Source organism: Flaviaesturariibacter aridisoli (genome assembly GCF_004343705.1).
GTDB classification, from domain to species: domain Bacteria; phylum Bacteroidota; class Bacteroidia; order Chitinophagales; family Chitinophagaceae; genus Flavisolibacter; species Flavisolibacter aridisoli.
Window position 1 is genome coordinate 1 of record NZ_SKFH01000036.1, and the last position, 18,875, is coordinate 18,875.

General features: G+C 61.2%; 12 protein-coding genes. 4 read left to right on the forward strand and 8 right to left on the reverse strand.

Annotation, left to right across the window (positions count from 1 at the left end; all coding sequences use genetic code 11):
- Positions 1–503 precede the first annotated feature (503 nt).
- Both E0486_RS15800 and E0486_RS15805 read left to right on the forward strand, forming a co-directional pair.
- The gene (locus E0486_RS15800; protein ID WP_131853529.1) at positions 504–3,980 is read left to right on the forward strand and encodes a caspase family protein; all 3,477 of its coding nucleotides are present in this window, start codon (positions 504–506) and stop codon (positions 3,978–3,980) included.
- A 53-nt stretch (positions 3,981–4,033) separates the two neighbouring features.
- Positions 4,034–4,537 carry a GAF domain-containing protein gene (locus E0486_RS15805; RefSeq protein ID WP_165917372.1) on the forward strand — a complete coding sequence of 168 codons (504 nt, stop codon included), beginning with the start codon at positions 4,034–4,036 and terminating at the stop codon, positions 4,535–4,537.
- Positions 4,538–4,563: 26 nt separating this feature from the next.
- Here the strand turns inward: E0486_RS15805 and E0486_RS15810 are convergent, their stop codons facing one another.
- Together E0486_RS15810 and E0486_RS15815 are read right to left on the reverse strand one after the other, a co-directional pair.
- Positions 4,564–8,061, reverse strand: coding sequence for a class I SAM-dependent DNA methyltransferase (locus tag E0486_RS15810; protein ID WP_131853533.1), 3,498 nt, complete (start codon positions 8,059–8,061; stop codon positions 4,564–4,566).
- 197 nt (positions 8,062–8,258) lie between these two features.
- The gene (locus E0486_RS15815) at positions 8,259–8,951 is read right to left on the reverse strand and encodes a hypothetical protein (protein ID WP_131853535.1); all 693 of its coding nucleotides are present in this window, start codon (positions 8,949–8,951) and stop codon (positions 8,259–8,261) included.
- 187 nt (positions 8,952–9,138) lie between these two features.
- On the opposite strand from E0486_RS15815, the gene E0486_RS15820 reads away from it, so the two are divergent.
- On the forward strand, positions 9,139–9,594 hold the full coding sequence (locus E0486_RS15820) for a hypothetical protein (RefSeq protein ID WP_131853537.1): 456 nt from the start codon (positions 9,139–9,141) through the stop codon (positions 9,592–9,594).
- Positions 9,595–10,518: 924 nt separating this feature from the next.
- Here E0486_RS15820 and E0486_RS15825 read toward each other — a convergent pair.
- The 4 genes from E0486_RS15825 to E0486_RS15840 form a co-directional block, all read right to left on the reverse strand.
- Positions 10,519–11,784 (reverse strand): replication-associated recombination protein A, encoded by a 1,266-nt coding sequence (locus E0486_RS15825; protein ID WP_131853539.1) that lies wholly within the window; start codon positions 11,782–11,784, stop codon positions 10,519–10,521.
- Between the two features lie 386 nt (positions 11,785–12,170).
- Entirely contained in the window at positions 12,171–13,010 is an 840-nt protein-coding gene (locus E0486_RS15830; protein ID WP_131853541.1) for a DUF4846 domain-containing protein, read from the reverse strand.
- Positions 13,011–13,343: 333 nt separating this feature from the next.
- Positions 13,344–14,216, reverse strand: a complete 873-nt coding sequence (locus tag E0486_RS15835; protein WP_131853543.1) for an alpha/beta hydrolase — start codon at positions 14,214–14,216, stop codon at positions 13,344–13,346.
- A 30-nt stretch (positions 14,217–14,246) separates the two neighbouring features.
- Positions 14,247–15,074 (reverse strand): alpha/beta hydrolase, encoded by an 828-nt coding sequence (locus E0486_RS15840; protein WP_165917373.1) that lies wholly within the window; start codon positions 15,072–15,074, stop codon positions 14,247–14,249.
- A gap of 202 nt (positions 15,075–15,276) precedes the next feature.
- Between E0486_RS15840 and E0486_RS18995 the strand changes: the two genes are divergently transcribed.
- Positions 15,277–15,447, forward strand: coding sequence for a hypothetical protein (locus E0486_RS18995; protein ID WP_165917374.1), 171 nt, complete (start codon positions 15,277–15,279; stop codon positions 15,445–15,447).
- 288 nt (positions 15,448–15,735) lie between these two features.
- Here the strand turns inward: E0486_RS18995 and aspS are convergent, their stop codons facing one another.
- Both aspS and E0486_RS15850 read right to left on the reverse strand, forming a co-directional pair.
- The gene (gene aspS, locus E0486_RS15845; protein ID WP_131853547.1) at positions 15,736–17,586 is read right to left on the reverse strand and encodes an aspartate--tRNA ligase; all 1,851 of its coding nucleotides are present in this window, start codon (positions 17,584–17,586) and stop codon (positions 15,736–15,738) included.
- 51 nt (positions 17,587–17,637) lie between these two features.
- The gene (locus tag E0486_RS15850; RefSeq protein WP_131853549.1) at positions 17,638–18,696 is read right to left on the reverse strand and encodes an NAD(P)/FAD-dependent oxidoreductase; all 1,059 of its coding nucleotides are present in this window, start codon (positions 18,694–18,696) and stop codon (positions 17,638–17,640) included.
- Positions 18,697–18,875 lie beyond the last annotated feature (179 nt).

The following is an 18,875-nucleotide window of genomic DNA, read 5'->3' on the forward strand; positions in this document are numbered from 1 at the left end:
AGCAGCCGACACTACGATGATGCGTCATTGCGACCGCCACACCCCGGCCCGTCATTGCGAGCGGAACGAAGTGGAGCGAAGCAATCTTATACTCGCTGACTCTGCTGCCGCTTGGCTGCAGAGTGGACGTGGTTAAGGTTGCCAGCCCGGCTGACGCCAGTCGGACGGGCTTCGGGCATGCGCTTCGATCCGTCCCTCGCAAAAGAGATCCCGTTCGCAAGCGAACGGGATGACGGCCCCTTTATTAAATAAAAAGAGAAAGCCCCTTCAGGGCTTTGGGCAACAAACGGCCTTATCAAGGGAAATGCATTACTAAACCAGGGTGCGAGTCACTGGGCACCTTGAAGGTGCTGCCGTAATTGGCCGCCCGTCGGTACGGCGCTGCCGGTGCTCGTTGCGGAGCCGCGACCGGTCATTGCGGCCGATCATTTTGGCGCGGCGGTGTGCGGAACTACCTGCTTTTAGGTACGGTGACAGAATAAAGGAAAAATTATCTTTAGAAAATGCATACCAAACTGACGGCCCTTGTATTTCTACTGGTTTGTTACTGTCCGCTCCGGGCCCAGGAGCCCCGCCTGATGCTTCCCGTGGGGCATACGATGGAGGTCAACTTCGCCACTTTTAGTCCCGATGCGAAACGGGTGGTGACCGCTTCGGAGGACAACACCGCGAAGCTGTGGGATGCGCGTACCGGCACTTTGCTGGCCGATCTGAAGGGCCATTCCGGACCGGTAGGTTATGTGCGCTTCAGCCCGGACGGCAAATGGCTCGTGACTGCCTCCGATGACAATACGGCGCGGGTATGGAACGCAGCCGCCGGTAGCCCGGTTGCCCTGCTCGAAGGACACCAAACGGACGTAACCTATGCTGCCTTCAGCCCCGATGGAAAATATGTGGCCACTGTTGCCAACGATGAAACGACACGCATCTGGGAAGCGGCGACCGGCCGCGAGCTGCATCAGCTGCGTAGCGACATGGACGAACCGGTGTATGCCGCCTTCAGCAACAATGGAAAACAATTGCTCTCCGCAACCGCGTCGGGCGAGGTGCGTTTATGGGAAGTGGCCACCGGCCGTTTGCAGCGCGCGTTGACAGGGCAGCCCGCTTTATCTTTCCTGGCTGCGTTCAACCGGGGCGGTGTTGCTGCAAAGCCGGTGCCGGCAAGCGCCGCATCCACCTGGAAGAACAAACCGGTTAAATTGGTCAGTGATTTCGAAGGGCACGTACGGCAGGTGAACGATGGAATTTTTAGCCCGGACGGGCGCCGCGTGGCGCGCTATACCCTGGGGGGTGTCGTGGAGCTGCTGGAGCTGCCATCGGGGGCGGTGCACGCCGAGTTGAAGGGCCATGATGCCGCAGTGCGCACGATTCGGTTCAGTCCGGACGGGGCCCTGGTGCTGACCGCCAGCCAGGACAGCACGGTACGCCTTTGGGATGCCGCGACCGGTGCGCCCCGTGCCGTGCTGCGGGGCTACGGCGGCATGGTAAACGGTGCATCGTTCAGCCCCGACGGAAGCCAGGTCCTCACCTGGTCGGAAGACCGGTCCGTGCGTATCTGGGATGTAAAGGCCGCCCGTCTTGTAATGACCATAAAAGGACACTCCCCCCGTATTTATACGGCACACTTTACGCCCGACGGCAAGAAGTTGCTGCAGGCGGTGGAAGATGGATCGGTGAAAGTAGTGGACGCCTATAGCGGTCAGCTGCTGGCGCTGTGGAAGGGGCATGCCGGGCCGGTAAGCCGGCTGCTGCTGAGCGCTGATGGGAGCAAAGCAGCCAGCATCGCCGGAGAAGACAGCATCCGGGTTTGGAACGTGGCTTCCGGCCAATTGCTGGCCACCCTGCGCGGCGATGTGTTCGGAATTGCCGGCGCGGCGTTCAGCCCCGACGGTACGCGCCTGGCCGTAGCCACAAGAACCGATAGCTGCAAGATCTGGGACATCGCCAGCGCCTCGGTGGTCGTGGATCTTAAAAGAGGCGAAGAAACCATCAACTCCATAGCCTTTAGCCCGGATGGGCGCCGACTGGTAACTACCTCCGAACGCGAGCGTGTGGCCCGGGTTTGGGACGCGGCCAATGGCCAGCCCCTGTTCCTGTTGCCCGGGCATGATCGGGGGGTGAACAGTGCCGTGTTCAGCCCCGACGGCCGTCAGCTGGCCACTGCCGGCGCCCATGGCGTCGCCCGTACCTGGGATGCCGCAACGGGTGCCCTGCTGCACCAGCTGCCTGTGCCGGAAGACAATGTCTATACGATCGCATTCAGTCCGGACGGGCGGACGCTCCTGGCCACCTTCCGCGACAGCAGTGCCCGGTTATGGGACGCGGCTACAGGGGCCTTGTTGGCAGATTTGAGCGGGCACGAGAAACGGGTATTATCGGCCGTTTTCAGTCCCGATGGCCGCCATATACTGACAGCCTCCCGCGACTGGACCGCCCGTGTGTGGGACGCGCGCACCGGCGCGCCGCTCCATACGCTGGCCGGCCACGGCGACCAGCTGCGCTCCGCGGAATTCAGTCCCGACGGCACACGCATCGTTACCACCGCCTGGGATAATGCGACCAAGCTTTGGAACGTTAGCGACGGGCAGCTGCAGTTCACTTATTTCGGTCTCGACAGCGCCGACTTCCTGGCACTCACTCCCGGCAATTATTACCATGCTTCGCCGCCTGCCGCCCGGTTGCTTCATTACGTGGATGCCCGCCTCGCCGTCATTTCCTTCGAGCAGCTCGACGTCCGCTATAACCGTCCCGATAAAGTGCTGGAGGCTGCGGGTAGTACGGACACGGCCCTGATCCGTTCGTACCGGAAGGCGTATGAAAAGCGCATCCGTAAGCTGGGCATCGATACCAGCGCTTTCGGTGCCGGCGGCTTTGGCGTTCCCCGCGCCGATTTCGCCGGCCGTACGGCTTACGGGGCGGAGCAAAGGGGAAACGTATTGAAGCTGCGCATCAGCGCCAGCGACCCTTCCGCGGCGCTTGACCGCTGGAACATCTGGATCAACGAGTCGCCGCTTTTCGGCATCCGCGGTCTCAGCCTCCGCGGCCGCGGTTTACGCTCCTTCGATACTTCGGTTACCGTAATGCTGGCCGCAGGCAAAAACAGGGTGGAAACGTCGGTGACCAACATCCGGGGTACCGAAAGTTACCGTTCGCCCCTGGAAGTGACCAGTGTGCCCCTGGTGCCGCCCGTGGCCAGGCTTTACTTCGCGGGCATCGGCATCAACACATTCCGCGACAGCGCGGCCAACCTTCGCTACAGCGTGAAAGATATGCGCGACCTGGCGAGGGCTCTGGCTGCCCGCTATGGAGACCGGGTTGTACTGGACACCCTGTTCGACGACCGTGTTTCTACGGCAGCCGTTACCGCACTCCGGAAGCGACTCGAACGAACCACGGTAGATGACAAGGTGATCGTGGCTTTTTCGGGCCATGGGTTGCTGAGTAGCAGCTACGATTATTACCTCTCCACGTACAACGTGAACTTCGCGAAGCCGGAAGAAGGAGGCCTGCCCTACGATGCCCTGGAAAGCCTGCTCGATTCCATTCCGGCCCGGCAGAAGCTGCTGCTGATCGATGCCTGTCATTCGGGCGAAGTGGACAAAGAGGAAATGCAGCACTACGAGCAGGTGAAGAGCGCCCTTCCCGAGCTGAAAGGAATTCTCGTCAAGCCGAAAGACCCCGCACGCCTCGGGATGAAGAATTCGTTCGAACTGATGCAGGAGCTCTTCGTAAACGTCGGGCGGAGCACGGGTGCCACCATCATCTCGGCAGCCGGCGGCCTGCAGTCGGCGCTGGAAAAGGGCGACCTGCAGAACGGCGTATTTACGTATGCGATCCTCGAATTTATGAGGCTACATGCCACCGCTACGATCAGTGCGTTGAAAGCTTATGTGAACCAACGGGTGCCCGAGCTTACCAAAGGATTGCAGGTGCCCACGTCGCGGGCGGAGAACAAAGCCGTGGATTGGACCGTATGGTAACTCCAGGTCTTTGCGCTGGTTTTCGTACCTTACCGGTCCTCACCTTGTTTTCTATGCCTCCTCCCGTAGTTTCCGTCATCCTCGAAGAAGCCCGCCACATGCACGAGCGCGGCGTGCTTCCGCACATCATCCTGGCCCACCTGGCCGAAGCCGCCGAGCTGCTCGCGCCCGCGGGCGACGCCGTGTCGTCGATCCTCATTCTGGACAAAGAAGGATTACTGCGCAACGGCGCCTCGCCGAAGCTGCCCTACGACTACCTCACCGCCATCGACGGGCTGAAGCCGAATGCCAACGTGGGCACCTGCGCCGCCGTGGCCGCCACGGGCGAAATGATCGTGACGCCCGACTTTCACAGCGATAACAAGTGGGCCGAGCTGCGCCACCTGCCGCTGGCCCTCGGCTTCGTGGCCGCCTGGAGCTACCCCATCAAAGATGCGAAGGGCGCGGTGCTGGGCACCTTCGGTACCTATTTTCGCACCCCCCGCGCACCCCTGCCCGGCGAGGTGGAAGGCGTGAAGGCGTTTGCGCAGCTGGCTGCGGAAGTGCTGCAGGCCTGAGCATTTTTTCCGTAATCACGGAAGTATTACCGCACATACAAGCCTGCCTCCGTCTTGCGCAGGGCTCCCAGTTCTACGAAGGTCTCCAGCAGGTTGCCGATGGCGCGGGCGCGGGCGCTGCGGGCGGGTCCCTTGAAGCAACGGTTCAGCTCGTCGGCGGATGCCGGGCCGCTTTGCTGTTGCAGGAGCCGCTTCAGGGCCGCCGCCTGTGCCGCCAGGCCCGAAGGCCATTCGGTTTCAGCGGAGGCTGCTAAAGGTCCGTCTGTCGTCGCTTCCGCTTTCGCTTCCACAGCCAGGCCGGCCTGTTGGCCACCCTGCGGCGCCTGGTACTCGGGCCGCAGCCAGCGCACGAGGCCGCGCGCTTCCTCGGCAGCGCGCTCCTTATTGAGCGCCACCAGCCGCTCCAGGATTTCTTCTTCCGGGAGATCGGCCGGCCAGCCGTAAGCTTCTGCCACGGCAGCATCCAACTCGCGGTGGATTTGTAAAAGGGTCGTTACGAGCCCTTCCTCGTTGATCTTTTTATCCTTTGCCGTGAGCGCCGCGCCCGACTTCAGCTTCTCCAGCACGTTATACATATCGGTGATGGTCAGCGAGGGATGCTGCGCCTGCTGGCGCTTGCGGTGGGCGTCGAGTTGCTCGGCGAGATGACGTATAGCTTCTTTTTGAACGTCGGTGGCAGCAGGGAAAGGAAAGGTTTCGAAGCAGCGGGTCTTGTTGTAACGAGGGTCATTGCCCATGCCAAGGCGGCCGCCTGCGGCAAGCGCCCACAGAACATGAAATCTACTTGATAAAACACCCAACAAAAAAGCTTCATCGCTTGCAATGGCGACAAGCATATTGTCGGGTAGAATGGACTTATCCAGGAATGTGAAAAAGCGGTGCTTGGAGGTTTCTACAGTAACAATGTAGCGATCTAATTCTGATAACGCCTTTCTGAGCTCTCCACGCGTTTTTCCAAATAGCCACCAAGTTTTTGCATAGGAGGCACCGTCCTTCGTTTGAGCTTTAGCATCTCTCTCGGGTTTAACACGTTCAAGAACCCATTGGTATACGGATGGGAATTTTGATCGAATAGTTTCTTCCTGAAGCCCGAACAAGTCAATGACTAGTGCTTCTCTAGACTTACTGGTCAGATCCTTGCCATTTCTGTAGCCACGAATATGCTGACTTAGTGTTGGGTCTGAATGAATTCCTAAAAGAACTGCTTCATCTTGGGTCACAATAAAGCCGGCTCCGTGCAATTTCACGCCCGGACAACTGATTGATTCGTTGGCACGCAATTGTTTTGACTCCGATACTTCCGCACCAATGGTAAGGTCACCTTGTATCTTTCCTTGTTTCTCTTCAAATTGAACGCCTATTTCATCGCTGCTCGTTTTTGTTTCTTGGACTACATTAAGTAGCCGGCCATTTTGATCGCCTTTCTGCGCACAGGTCATGGCAATTCGAACCGCAGCGCCATCGGTAATGTCTACCCAAGGGTGATCGGGGATGGCCATCTTCAGCGACAGCATATTAGGCTCTTGCAAGGCATTCTCTATGATCCTGCGATTGAACGTTTGACGAATGCTGTTGGTCGTAATAAATCCAAAGCTTTCCATCTTGCCATTCTTTGCGAGTTGGGCGGCTTTCTGCCACCAATACATCACGAAGTCGCTGCTGTCCGGCACTTCTCCTTTGTAAGCTTTGCGCAGCGATTCTGTATAGCCATCACCTAAGGCCTCCCGCATCCGCGAAGCCCCGATAAACGGCGGGTTCCCCACGATAAAATCCGCTTCCGGCCATTCCGCCGGCTTCGGGTCTTTGTAATCATAAACAGGAATACGCGCCTCTTCATCCGGCACTTCCTTGCCGGTTACGGGGTGCGCCTTCGTGGTCACGCCGTCCCAGCGCGTTACCGGTTTGCCGTCGGCATCGTGGCGGGGCACCCGCTCGCGGTAGCTCAGTACGGCGTCTTGCTGTTTAATGTTCCCGTAGTTGCGCAGGATGGGATCCTGCAGCTTTTTCGCATGGCCGTGGGTGCGGAAGTGCCATTGCAGGTACCCGATCCAGAGCACCACGTCGGCGATGGCGGCGGCGCGCGGGTTCACCTCGAGGCCCAGGAGCTGCGCGGGCGTCACGGTGTAGCCGCCGGTCATGTCGAGGCGTATCTGGTCGCCTTCTTTGGCAAAGTGCCCCAGCCCTTCGAGCACCTCGCCCTCGAGGCGCTTCAGGTGCTCGAGCGTTACATAAAGAAAGTTGCCCGAGCCGCAGGCCGGGTCGAGCACGCGCACCGAGCAAAGGCGGCGGTGAAAGGCTTCGATCTCGCGGAGGGCGCCAGCGGCATCGCCTTCGTCTTCGAGGATTGCGGAGGCAGCGCGGGCCGCTTCCCATTCCTCGCGCAGGGGCTCGATCACGGTGGGCAGCACGAGGCGCTCCACGTAGGCGCGCGGCGTGTAGTGGGCGCCGAGCTTATGGCGCTCGCGGGGTTGCAGGGCCCGCTCCAGCAGGGTACCGAAGATGGCCGGCTCCACGTCGGCCCAGCTCGCCTCGGCGGCCTGCACCAGCAGGTCGAGCTGCGCAGCCGACAGGGGCAGCGCCTCCGTGTCTTTGAAGAGGAAGCCGTTGAACTGCGGGATGCGCGTGCGCAGGGCCGCGTCGAAGCCGCCGCGGTCCATATTGTTCCACAGCGCCTGCAAGGCGTCGGGCAGGTGCTCGAGGCCCGTGCGGTAATCCTGCAGCAGCTTTGTGAACGATCGCTCGGGCAGCAGCTCCACGTCTTCGGCAAACATGGTAAAGAGGCAGCGCATCAGGAAGCCCGCGACCTTTTCGGGTGCGTGGCCGGAAGCCTCGAGGAGGGCCGCCAGTTTGGCGAGGCGTTCTGCGAGCGCCCGCGTAACGCGCGCCGAGCGCTTACCCGGGTCGAGTTCCAGCGGGTCGGTGAACAGCAGGCGCAGCCGCTCGCGCACGGCTTCTTCGTTGAGGTCGTCGAGGAAGAGGCGGTAGTGCTGCGGGTCGGGGAAGGGCACGTAGGTCTTGCCCTGCCGGCTGAAGTCCGAGTAGAGGTCGATGCAGTAACCCACGTCCACCACCACCAGGAAGGGGGGCCAGCCGTCGGCTGTGGGCAGTGAGCGGGCGTAGCGGAGGGCCTGCTCTTTGGCGCGGCCCATTTCGCGCTCCCAGCCGCGCGTGTTGCGCACAGCCGTGCCGGTCTTGGTTTTTTCGCGCGCGCCGCCCAGCAGCTCGGCCTCCGTAGGCCCATTGCGGTCGGAACCCTGCTTCGCTTCCAGCACGAAGCAGTGGCGCTTATAGAGGTCGATGAAGTTCGTGCTCGTTTTGCCGGCACCATCGTCGAAAACAACGGGGCGCTCGAAGTTGTAGGTAGCCTCGGCTACTTTGTCGGTGGCTGGGCGCGGCTTTTCCACGCCGAGCAAGTCACAGAGCTCGGTGAGAAACAGTTGGTAGTTGGCGCGCTCCGATGCGCCGGAACCCTTCCAGCGGGTAATGAAAGCGTCAGGGGTAAGCAGGGACGTACTGGTAGACATGCGTTGGGAATTGGGAAAGCAAAATAGCAGGAAAAGTCGGAAGTGGGGTAAGGAAGTGAGTAAGTCGGAAGTGGGAAGTCGGAAGCGTACGCATAGTTCCCCTTCCCTTTGGGAAGGGGTTAGGGGATGGGTCTTTTCGGGGATGGGCCGAAAAAAGCCTCCCTGCTGGGGAGGCTTTTCTCAGGGCATGCGGCGCGTTACGCATTCGGCGTCACGCCGGCCGGGTCTCCTTTCCGCGCGCCCACATTGTCGATGTGCCGCACGGCGAAATATTTCTTCACGAAATCGGGGTGTCGTTCTTCGAGGTTGCGCAGCATCGGGTCGATGCGTTCTTTGAGCAGCTTGTCGGTGGCGGAGAAGAGGGCTTCGATCTTTTCCACTTCCAGGCTCTTGTCGGCGCGGCCCAGTTTCGGGGCGGGTGAAAGCTCGCGGAAGCGGGCCGTGAGGGCATCGTGTGCCGTGAGCTGGTCGTCGCTAAGACCCGCGCGTCTCAGGCCGGTTTCATGGGTACGAGCGAGGGCCACGATGGAGTCGACCACCGAGGGCAGGCGTCCGTCACGGGTTCGCTCCAGCATGCTTTGCGAATAGGGGCGCAGCAGGGCGGCGAGCGCTTCGTCGCCCTTCGTGCTGGCCTCCACGCGGAGCAGGCCCACGAGGCGCATGCAGGAAGTGGCTACTTGTTTCTTCGCCGTTTTCTTTTCGGCGGCCGTGCCGGCGCCGGCGGCTACTTTGCGGCCGCAGGCTTCTTCAATGAGCTCCATGTTTTCCTGGAGCTTGTCCTGCGCCTCATCGAGGGCTTCGATCCCCGACACGATGGAGCTGTGTTCGGTGAGCACATCGTCGGCGGCTTCAAACGTGTTGAATTTGGGTTCCTGACGTTCGGTCATCATAATTGAATATTTAGGGGTGAGTAAATCAATTATTGGAAAGGAACGGACCGGCGTCTTTGCAGAGGTTAGGTGAAAGCTCTTCCGAATTTAATCCTTCCCGGGCAGTTGCGCAAGCTTTGGGCGTGGAAAAATGCAAAGCCCCGCCGGAATATCCCGGAAGTGCATACATCTGAATAGGTTACATATTATGTCGCTCATTTATACGGTGCTGTTTTTTGACATTACGGCGCTTCACTTGGCCATTACGGCAGTGTCGTTGGCGGTTACCGAGCTGCGTCCCTTCATTACGGAGCTGCACTTTGCCGTTACGACGCAGCCTCCGGCCATTACGTCGCTGCGCCCGTTCATTACGGCATTGCCTCCGGGAATTACGGCGCTGCGTCCCGTCATGACGGTGTTGCGTCCCGACATTACGCTACCGTCGCCGGACATTACTTTGCTGCGCCTGGCCGCTACGATGTTGCGTCCAGTTATTACGTTGCTGCTTGTGGTTGTTACGAAACGGCACGTGCTCATTACAGACCTGCCGATGGCCGTTACGGCATTGTACTCCTTGGTGCCAGCATCGCGTTTCTTCATCGCCATGCAGGTCGCCTTCATTTCGTACCGCACCCGGAAGCAACATTTCAAATCTTACATATGATATCTGAGATCTGAGAGGCTGTCTGAAATTAGTTCTTTGAAAATGCATTGGTAGCGAACCGTCCCATCGGGACGGCCTGTTGGTAGCTCCCGCCGCTGCGGGACAGGCTCCGGGTGAAACCCTATCGTGTGGACACAATTTGGTAGGCAAGACCGCGCCCGTAGAGGGCGCCATATCGGTAGCCGGCAGGCGCAGCCTGCCGGTAAACGGCGGTACGGTAACGATGCGCCCCGAAGGGGCGCCATATCGGTTCCGGGGTCCGAGGCTCGGACCGAAGGTCAACGGGGAGCTGCCACCCCCGATGAGCGGGGCCAATTGGCCGGCCGGGAAGCGTCATTCCGCCGCCCGGCTGCGCCGGACGTAATACAGATGGCGCCCTGAAAGGGCGCGTTGTTCCTGCTTTTAACCTGTTCCGGCGGGCAAAGCCCGCCGGCTACCAGGATGGCACCGCTTCGCGGCGCTGACGATTCCAAAGTAGTTTAATTTGTGTCCACACGATAGGGTGAAACCCGGGGTCCAGGATAGCCCCACCCGCTTCTGCGCTCCGAAGGAGCGCCGTGCTGCCGTCTTTTGAAGGGGCAGAGCGCCTTTTTTTGGGAGCAGGAGACACACGGCACCACTTCGTGGTGCATCCACACGCTGACTCCTGCTCCCCCGGGCTTGCGCCCGGGGCCAGTAACACGGTGCTCCTTCGGAGCATTGATTTACACCTCCTTATTGGATTGGAACATCAGGGAAGAAAAAGGCATGGCCAGGAAATGTGTCCGCACGATCGGGTTGCACCCGGGGCTAAGACATTCCGCTCCTGACAGAGCAGTTTGGTATCGATAGGCCACCTCTTCGAGGCGGTAAGCACCATCGGTAATAACCCATTTAATTTTAGACAGCCTCTGAAATCTGAGATCTGAAATCTGGGATCCCACATCAATACCCATACTTATCCCCCCACCGGCTCTTCAGAAACCTCCTGAGTTCTTCCTCCCGCGGTGTCTTGCCCGGCGTATAAAACGCTTTGCCTTTCAGTTCGTCCGGCAGGAATTCCTGCTCGGTAAAGTTCTGGTCGTAGTCGTGGGCATACTTGTAGCCCTTGCCGTAGCCCATGCGCTTCATCAGGCCGGTGGGCGCGTTGCGCACGTGCAGCGGCACGGGCAGGTCGCCCTTGTCCTGCACGGTCCAGATCGCGTCTTCGATGGCCTTATAGGAGGCGTTGCTTTTGTGCGAGGAGGCGAGGTAGGTGCAGCACTGCGCCAGGATGATGCGGCTCTCGGGGTAGCCGATCTTGTTCACGGCGTCGAAGCAGGCGTTGGCGAGCACGAGCGCCGTGGGGTTGGCGTTGCCGATGTCTTCGGCCGCGAAGATCACCATGCGGCGGGCGATGAACTTCACGTCCTCGCCGCCCTCGATCATGCGGGCCAGCCAGTAGATGGCGCCGTTGGGGTCGGAGCCGCGCATGCTTTTGATGAAGGCCGAGATGATGTCGTAGTGCTGCTCGCCGCTTTTGTCATACAGCGCGATGCGCTGCTGCGCCACTTCCATTACGGCCGCGTCGGTGATCACGAGCGGGTCCACATCCTGCAGCGCATCCACCACGAGCTCGAAGAGGTTGAGCAGCTTGCGGGCGTCGCCGCCGGAGATGCTGAGGAGCGCTTCGGTCTCCCGTAGTTCTACGGCCTTGCCCCGGAGCCATTCGTCGCGTTCGAGTGCCTGGTGGAGCAGGCCCACGAGGTCTTCGGGGGCGAGCGACTTCAGTACGTATACCTGGCAGCGGCTGAGGAGGGCCGAGTTCACCTCGAAGGAGGGATTCTCGGTGGTGGCGCCGATGAGGGTCACGGTGCCTTTTTCCACGGCGCCGAGGAGCGCGTCCTGCTGGCTTTTATTGAAGCGGTGGATCTCGTCGATGAACAGCACGGCGCCGGTGAGCTTCTGCGCCTGGGCGATCACGTCGCGCACTTCCTTGACGCCCGACGAGATGGCGCTGAGCTGGAAGAAGGGTACGTTGAGCGTATGGGCGATGATGTGGGCGATGGTGGTCTTGCCCGTGCCCGGCGGGCCCCAGAGGATCATCGAGGGGATCTTGCCGTGCCCGATCGCCGTGCGCAGGATCGAGCCTGGACCCGTCAGGTGCTGCTGGCCGGCGAGGTCTTCCAGCGATTCGGGACGCATGCGTTCTGCAAGAGGTGCCGTGGTCATGCGGCAAATTACTAAAAGACCAAGCCAGGGGGAGATGTCTGATCTCGGATTTCGGATTTCAGATTTTTGATGTGGGATGTAGGAGGTGTGATGTGTGATGTAGGATGTAGGATGTCGAAAGTGCAGGAGGCTGTGACGCCCTTGGCGTCATTGCGAGCGCAGCGAAGCAAACTCCTCCGTTACGCAAGCTCCTTCCACCAATAAGAAGTTTTCGATTGAAAGGTCTTCTTACTGGGAACAGCTCTCAGGTTGTGGAGGTTGCTTCGTTTCACTCGCAATGACCCCGCCAGAGGCGGGGTCGCTGGCGCCAGCTTTGCCGATTCCCGATTCCCGATTCCCGATTCCCACTTCCGACTTCCGACTTCCGACTTTAATACTTCCTTCGCTCACCACGTTCTCAGCTCGGTCGCCTTGAAATCCCATTCCGGCGTTTCCAGTACCGGGCCGAACCGGTTGCTGTACCACGGGTTGCCGTCGGCATTCGCCTCGTTCTTCAGCACCTGGATGTCCTGCGCGGGCATGTAGCTCTGCGCGAGGAGAAAGCGCTTTTCGCCGGCGGCGTTTGTCACTACGTCTACCACGATCACGGCATGGCCGGGCGAGCCGCCGCGGATGAACACGTCGCCGATGGCGAGGTCGGCCAGGGGTCGCGGCTTCAGGCTGGCCGAGAGCGACAGGGTGCCGGCGTAGGTGAACACGAGGTCGAGGTATGCGCGGAAGGAGGCGTAGGAGTCGTCGCGGGTATCGTATAACTTCCAGTAGGGGTGGCCGTTGCGGATCCCGATGCGTTCGCCGTGGCGCCAGCGCCGGAAGTCGGCGCGAAAGCCGTCGGACAGGCGGAAGGAGATCTCGTCTTTACGGCCGGCGCCCCAGAGCCACTCGGCGCGGAGGCGCATCACCGCATCGGCGCACTGCTGCAGGTCGCGGGTGCCTACGTCGAGGTCCACCACGGCGGCGTATACGTTGGCGGGTTTCTCCACGCCGTTGTAATAGTGCACGCGGGCGCCCGCCGGCTTCAGCGGCAGGCGGCGCAGGTAGGCGGCGAAGGAGCCGGCGGCTGCCGGCTGGCGGGTAAAACCCGGGGGCGGGGCGAAGCGGGATTCGATCGTGTTGCCGGATGTTGCCTGCGCGGTTGCAGGGGCGTTATCGGAGGGATTCTTGCCTGCGGAAAGCGCGCAGGAAAACAGGAGCAAGCTTCCCAGCAGAAAGGGGATCGCAGCGGTCATGCGGTGTGGTTTCCCGGTTAGATGCGGGAAGGGTAAAATTCCATAAGGATTGAGCTTGCACCCGATGTTGAAACTGTGGGATTGACGGGCAATGCCCGTCATTGCGAGCGCAGCGAAGCAAACTCCTCCGTTACGCAGGCGACACCCACCTTGAAGCGTTTCGAATCGAAGTTGCTCCCAAATGGGACCAGCTTTCAGGTTGTGGAGTTTGCTTCGCTTCGCTCGCAATGACCCCGCCGCTGGCGGGGTCGCTGGCGCCAGCAACCTTCAAAACCTTCAAAACCTTCAAAACCTTCAAAACCTTCAAAACCTTCAAAACCTTTTCTTGCCTCCCTACCGCACCCGCTCCTTCAGCCAGGTGGCCATCGAATCGAGCGACTTCCGCAGGGTGGAATCGGCGTACACGTGTTTTTCGCCGGGGTAGAACAGGTAGCTGGTCGGCACGTTGTTGGCCTGCAGGCGTGCCTGCAAGGCGTCGGTTTGCGCGTAGGGCACTACCGAGTCGAGCATGCCCTGCACGAGGAAGCTCGGGATCGTATGCAGGCCCACGAAGGTCTGGGGGCTCGACTCCTGGTACAGGGTTGCGTTGCTCACCGGCGAGCCGCCGAGGAGTTGCTGCAGGCGCCATTGGCCGGGGGTGGATTGGTAGTTGTAAAAGTCGGGGAGGTCGGAGGGGCCGGAGAAGGCGGCGACGGCCTGGATGGCCACGGGGTTGGCGCGCTTGTAGCTATGCAGCAGGGCCAGTTGGCCGCCGGTGCTCCAGCCGGCCAGCACAAAGCGGTCGGAGAGGTGCCAGTTGACGCGGTTCCGGTAAAGGTAGTTGATCGCCACCTGCAGGTCGGTTTCCTGTGCCGGGAAGGCATTGACCGGAGGGGTTTTGTTGAGGCGGTAGTTGACGTTGGCGATGGCCCAGTTGGGGAGGGCGGCGCGCAGCTGGCTGACCCAGCCGCGGAGGTCGCGCTTGTCGCCGGAAGCCCAGAGTTCGCCGTCGCCGCCGTGGAGGAGGAGGAGCACCGGGGTGCTGTCCACGTTGCGGCCGGTGGGCAGGTACAGATCCAGCCGGGTGGCCGTATCGGTATCGTACGACAGGTTCATCAGGCTGTCGGCCGGCAGGGGCGGATTGTTCCAGGGATCGGTGGTATCGCGGGTGGTACAGGCCGTTACCAGCACCAGGGCCGCCACCGCGGCCTTCAGCATCTTCGTCATAGCGTCAGTTGGTAGCCGAAAGTACGCCTTTTAGGGTACATGCCGCTCCAGGAAGCGCTGGACCGTATCAAAGGAGCGATGAAGCGTGGTTCCCTGCCAGCCGTGCCGCGCGGAGGGAAAGAGCACGAGCTGGTGGGCCACGCCGGAAGCTTCCAGGCGCTCGGCCAGGGCGCGCGACTGGTCGGGGTGCACCACGTTGTCGGCGCCCCCCTGCAGGATGAGGGTCGGCGGATTCTGCGGGCGCACAAACGCCAGCGGGCTGGCGGCACGGTAAGCCTCCGGTGCCTCGCGGTACGTTTTCCCGATCACCGTCTGCAGTGCCAGCGGCACCAGCGGGTGCCAGGGTTTTTCGGCCATCCGCACCAGGTCGGTGGGACCGAAGAAGTCCACCACGGCCCGCACCGAGGGGTGGGGATGCTTGTAGGCCTGGAGCAGGGCCAGGTGCGCCCCGGCGGAGGCGCCGAGCAGCACCACCCGGCCGGTGTCGATCCCGTAGCGGGCGGCGCCGGCCTGTACGAAGCGCAGGGCCGCGGCCACGTCGGCTTCCTGCTGGGGCAGCAGCGTGCCCCTGCCGTTCACCAGGCGGTAGTTGATGTTGAAAAAAGCGTAGCCGGGCATCCGGCGGCGGAAGTCTTCGATATAGGCATTGAACTCCGACTTGTTGCCCCCGCTCCAGCCGCCGCCGTGCACGAGCAGCATCACGGGCGTCGACTGCCGGTCGCGCCCGGCGGGCAGGTATACGTCCATGCGCTGGGCGCTGTCGGTGCCATAGGCGACGTTGTAAAATGTATAGCCAAGCTGCCGGCTGAGGGCCGGCTCTTTGCTCTGGCCCTGCTGGCAGGAGGGGAATAAAATCATGGCGGTTATGACGGTTAGGATGCTGCGCATTGGTTGTTGAAACAGCAGCAAGTTGCATGCCCCGATGCGAGAAGATTTCGTTAACAGGAGGACTTTATTTTCACCGTCCCCCAACCCTTTTTGCCGCGGCACAGTATATGTCGGTATGAAGCGCCAGCGACCCCTGTTGCCCGGGGCATTTTCCGGGCTAAACCTGTCCCAGATGCAGTACGAAGAAGAACGCCGCAACGAGCTGCTTGCCGGCCTGCTGTACCGGCTGCTCGGCCTCGGCATCGGCCTGCTGCTGGCGGCGGGTTTAATTGCCGGATTGTATGAAACGTATCGCACGGATCCCCCGGAAAACCTGCCGGCCACAGCCGACGGCGGGCGCTAACGAAGCGCCAGGCCTTTTGCACGGGCGCTCCCGAAGCTCCTCAGTTCGTCATTGCTAGGGCTGGAGCGCAGCGCAAGCCCGAAGCCTGTCCGACCTCCGGGCGGGCAATTTCACCCTCGTTGGGGCTGCTTCCCATTGGCTGCGGACGGGCCGTGTAGCAGATTGCTTCGCTACGCTCGCAATGACGGACGAAGTAGTGGCTCGCAATGACGCATTATCGTAGCGTCGTCGTGCCGTCGTGCCGTTGTGACCGAAGGCTGCCTGCAGCCGCCGCTTTTCAGAAACTTTTTACGCCGTTGGGTCGAGTTTGATCTGCAGCTCGCGGAATTGCTTTTCGTCGATCTCCGAAGGTGCGTCGAGCATCACGTCGCGGCCGCTGTTGTTTTTCGGGAAGGCAATAAAGTCGCGGATGCTTTCCGAGCCGCCGAGCAACGCGCACAGGCGGTCGAAACCGAAGGCGATGCCGCCGTGCGGGGGCGCACCGTACTCGAAGGCGCCGAGCAGGAAGCCGAACTTGTGGCGGGCTTCTTCTTCGCTCATGCCGAGGGCCGCGAACATTTTTTCCTGCAGCTGCCGCTGGAAGATCCGGATGGAGCCGCCGCCGATCTCGTTGCCGTTGAGCACCATGTCATAAGCGTTCGCCTTGATGCCCGAATAGGGGTGCTCCAGGTATTTTTCGGGGTTGTCGATGGCGGGGTTGTTGTCGATCATCGTCTGGATCTGGTCGGGCTTCGGCGCGGTGAAGGGGTGGTGGCGCGCTACCCAGCGGCCGCTCCCGCCCGAAGCGGGATCTTCTTCTTCGGCGTATTCAAACAACGGGAAGTCGAGCACCCACAGGAGCTTGAATTCGTCTTTCCGGCGCAGTCCGAGGCGCTCGCCCAACTCCATACGCAGGTCGGAGATCGCCTTGCGCGTGCGCTCTTCGGCGCCGGCCAGTATCAATACCAGGTCGCCCGGCTGCGCACCCGCCGCATGGGCGATGGCCTTGAGGCGATCTTCGCTATAGAACTTGTCTACGGAGCTCTTGTAGCTGCCGTCGGCGTTGCACTTGATGAACACGAGTCCTTTCATCCCGATCTGCGGACGCTTTACCCACTCGGTGAGCTCGTCGGTCTGCTTGCGGGTGAATTCCGCGGCGCCGGGTACGGCAATGGCCAGCACGGTTTCGGCCTCATCAAATACCTTGAAGTCGGCACCGTTCACGAGTTCACCCGTGGCTTCCAGCACGCCGTTGCGGCGGAAGGCCGACTTCAGGTTGGCGAGCTTCATGCCGAAGCGGATGTCGGGCTTGTCGTTGCCGTAGGTCCACATCGCTTCTTCCCAGGTGGTGCGCTCCACGGCTTCGCTGTAGTCGATGCCTTTCACTTCCTTGAAAATGTATTTGACCAGACCTTCAAACATGTTGAGGATGTCTTCCTGCTCCACGAAGGCCATCTCGCAGTCGATCTGGGTGAACTCGGGTTGGCGGTCGGCGCGCAGGTCTTCATCGCGGAAGCACTTCACGATCTGGTAGTAGCGGTCGTAGCCGCTCACCATCAGCAGTTGCTTGAAGGTCTGCGGGCTTTGGGGGAGAGCGTAAAACTGGCCGGGGTTCATCCGCGAGGGCACCACGAAGTCGCGGGCGCCTTCGGGTGTCGACTTGATGAGAAAGGGCGTTTCGATGTCCATGAACCCATGGCCGTGCAGGTAGTCGCGGGTGGCGCGGTTCACGGCGTAGCGGAGCTCGATGTTTTTCTTCACCGCATTGCGGCGCAGGTCGAGGTAGCGGTATTTCATGCGCAGCTCGTCGCCGCCGTCGGTATCGTCCTGGATGGTGAAGGGCGGCACGGCGCTGCGGTTCAGGATCAGGAACGACGCGATGGTCAGCTCGATGTCGCCGGTGGGGAGGTTTGGGTTCTTGTTGGTGCGCTCGGTGACGGTGCCCGTGGCCTGCAGCACGTATTCGCGGCCCAGGGGGTCGGCTTCGAGCTGCGGGTTCAGTTCTTCGTTGAAGTACAATTGCGTGATGCCGTAGCGGTCGCGCAGGTCCACGAAGGTGATCGAGCCGAATTTGCGGATGCTTTGCACCCACCCGGCGAGGGTCACTTGGGTGCCGGCTTGAGCGAGGCGGATTTCGCCGCAGGTATGAGAACGGAACATAGGCGCCAAAGATAAGTGCGAAGTCGGAAGTGGGAAGTCGGAACGTGCGCACTAGCGGGAGAGGAGGCGGGAGAAGCGCTGCACGTTGGCCTCGGGTGTCAGCGGCGCGTCGTGGAGCAGGTGGTGCACGAGCTGTTGGGCGAAGTAGGGCGCCAGCGAGGTGCCTTTCGTGCCAAGCCCGTTGAAAATGCCGATCTGCGGGTGTGTGGGGTGCAGCCCAACAAAGGGCCGCCGCTCGACCGTGGCGGGGCGTACCGCCGCCTTGTGCTGGAGCACGGTAAAGGGCAGGTGCAGCAAGCCTTCGAGCAGGGCCGTGGTGCGGGTGCGGAAGGCTTCGGTGGGGCCCGAGTCGAGGTCGTTCCAGGCATAGCTGGAGCCCGCCCAAAAGGTGTGCTGCACCGGAAGCGGCGCCAGCAGGAAGCCTTTTTTGTAGATGTGATCGGCCGGCAGGTCGCGGCACTCGATGACCAGCGCTTCGCCTTTATTGAGGGCAAAGGGTAGCATCCGGAACCAGGGGTTGGCGGCGCCGGCGGCGCCGTCGCAGAAGAAGATCTTTTCGGCGCTGATGTTGCCGTAGCGCACACGGTCGCCGCTCAGCTCCAGGTCGTCGGACCGGAAGTCTTCCGCCAACAGCGACTGCGTTTGCACGAGCATCCGCCGCACATCGGCCAGCAGCAGGGGCAGGTTGGTGACGTAAGCCGGCGCGATCTGGCCGCAGCCGAAGTCGTAGCGCAGCGTGTCGTTGAAGCGATTCTGGTCGGAGTAGGCCGACATATACGGATTGCCGTCCCGGGCGAGCTCCACGAACAGGTTGCGTGCGTCCGGGGTCGGGAAGAATTCGATGATGTCTTTCCGGTAGATGTACTCGCTGCCGAGTTGTTCACCCAGCTCCGTATAGGTCTTGAGCGCGAACGCATGCAGCTCCGCGGCTTTCCAGGTGGTGTGGTAGCGGCGCCCCGTTACCGGGTTGATGATGCCCGCCGCCACCTTGGAGGCCACCGCGTCGGCGCCGTTGTCGATGACCAGTACGCTCTTTCCTTCGCGCAGCAGAAATGAGGCGAGCAGCGAGCCCGCAATGCCTTGTCCCACGATGAGGTAGTCCACGTTCATGCCGGGAAAGTACGGCGTTCCCTGAGAGGAGAGAAAGAACCCCGCCTTTTGCGGGGCAGGCCGCAGATTTTTTATGATTTGTTACGATGCACGCGGATTTTGTTTTGCCATGGTCTTGTTCTCGTTACTACAACGTTAGTTGGGAACGCGTTTTCGGCGCTCTATTATGATCGATGGTA

Bases quoted from the DNA above. Each gene is read 5' to 3' on its own strand.
- E0486_RS15800 (WP_131853529.1), top strand. From the start codon at position 504: ATGCATACCAAACTGACGGCCCTTGTATTTCTACTGGTTTGTTACTGT.
- E0486_RS15805 (WP_165917372.1), top strand. From the start codon at position 4,034: ATGCCTCCTCCCGTAGTTTCCGTCATCCTCGAAGAAGCCCGCCACATG.
- E0486_RS15810 (WP_131853533.1), bottom strand. From the start codon at position 8,061: ATGTCTACCAGTACGTCCCTGCTTACCCCTGACGCTTTCATTACCCGC.
- E0486_RS15815 (WP_131853535.1), bottom strand. From the start codon at position 8,951: ATGATGACCGAACGTCAGGAACCCAAATTCAACACGTTTGAAGCCGCC.
- E0486_RS15820 (WP_131853537.1), top strand. From the start codon at position 9,139: ATGTCGCTCATTTATACGGTGCTGTTTTTTGACATTACGGCGCTTCAC.
- E0486_RS15825 (WP_131853539.1), bottom strand. From the start codon at position 11,784: ATGACCACGGCACCTCTTGCAGAACGCATGCGTCCCGAATCGCTGGAA.
- E0486_RS15830 (WP_131853541.1), bottom strand. From the start codon at position 13,010: ATGACCGCTGCGATCCCCTTTCTGCTGGGAAGCTTGCTCCTGTTTTCC.
- E0486_RS15835 (WP_131853543.1), bottom strand. From the start codon at position 14,216: ATGACGAAGATGCTGAAGGCCGCGGTGGCGGCCCTGGTGCTGGTAACG.
- E0486_RS15840 (WP_165917373.1), bottom strand. From the start codon at position 15,074: ATGATTTTATTCCCCTCCTGCCAGCAGGGCCAGAGCAAAGAGCCGGCC.
- E0486_RS18995 (WP_165917374.1), top strand. From the start codon at position 15,277: ATGCAGTACGAAGAAGAACGCCGCAACGAGCTGCTTGCCGGCCTGCTG.
- aspS (WP_131853547.1), bottom strand. From the start codon at position 17,586: ATGTTCCGTTCTCATACCTGCGGCGAAATCCGCCTCGCTCAAGCCGGC.
- E0486_RS15850 (WP_131853549.1), bottom strand. From the start codon at position 18,696: ATGAACGTGGACTACCTCATCGTGGGACAAGGCATTGCGGGCTCGCTG.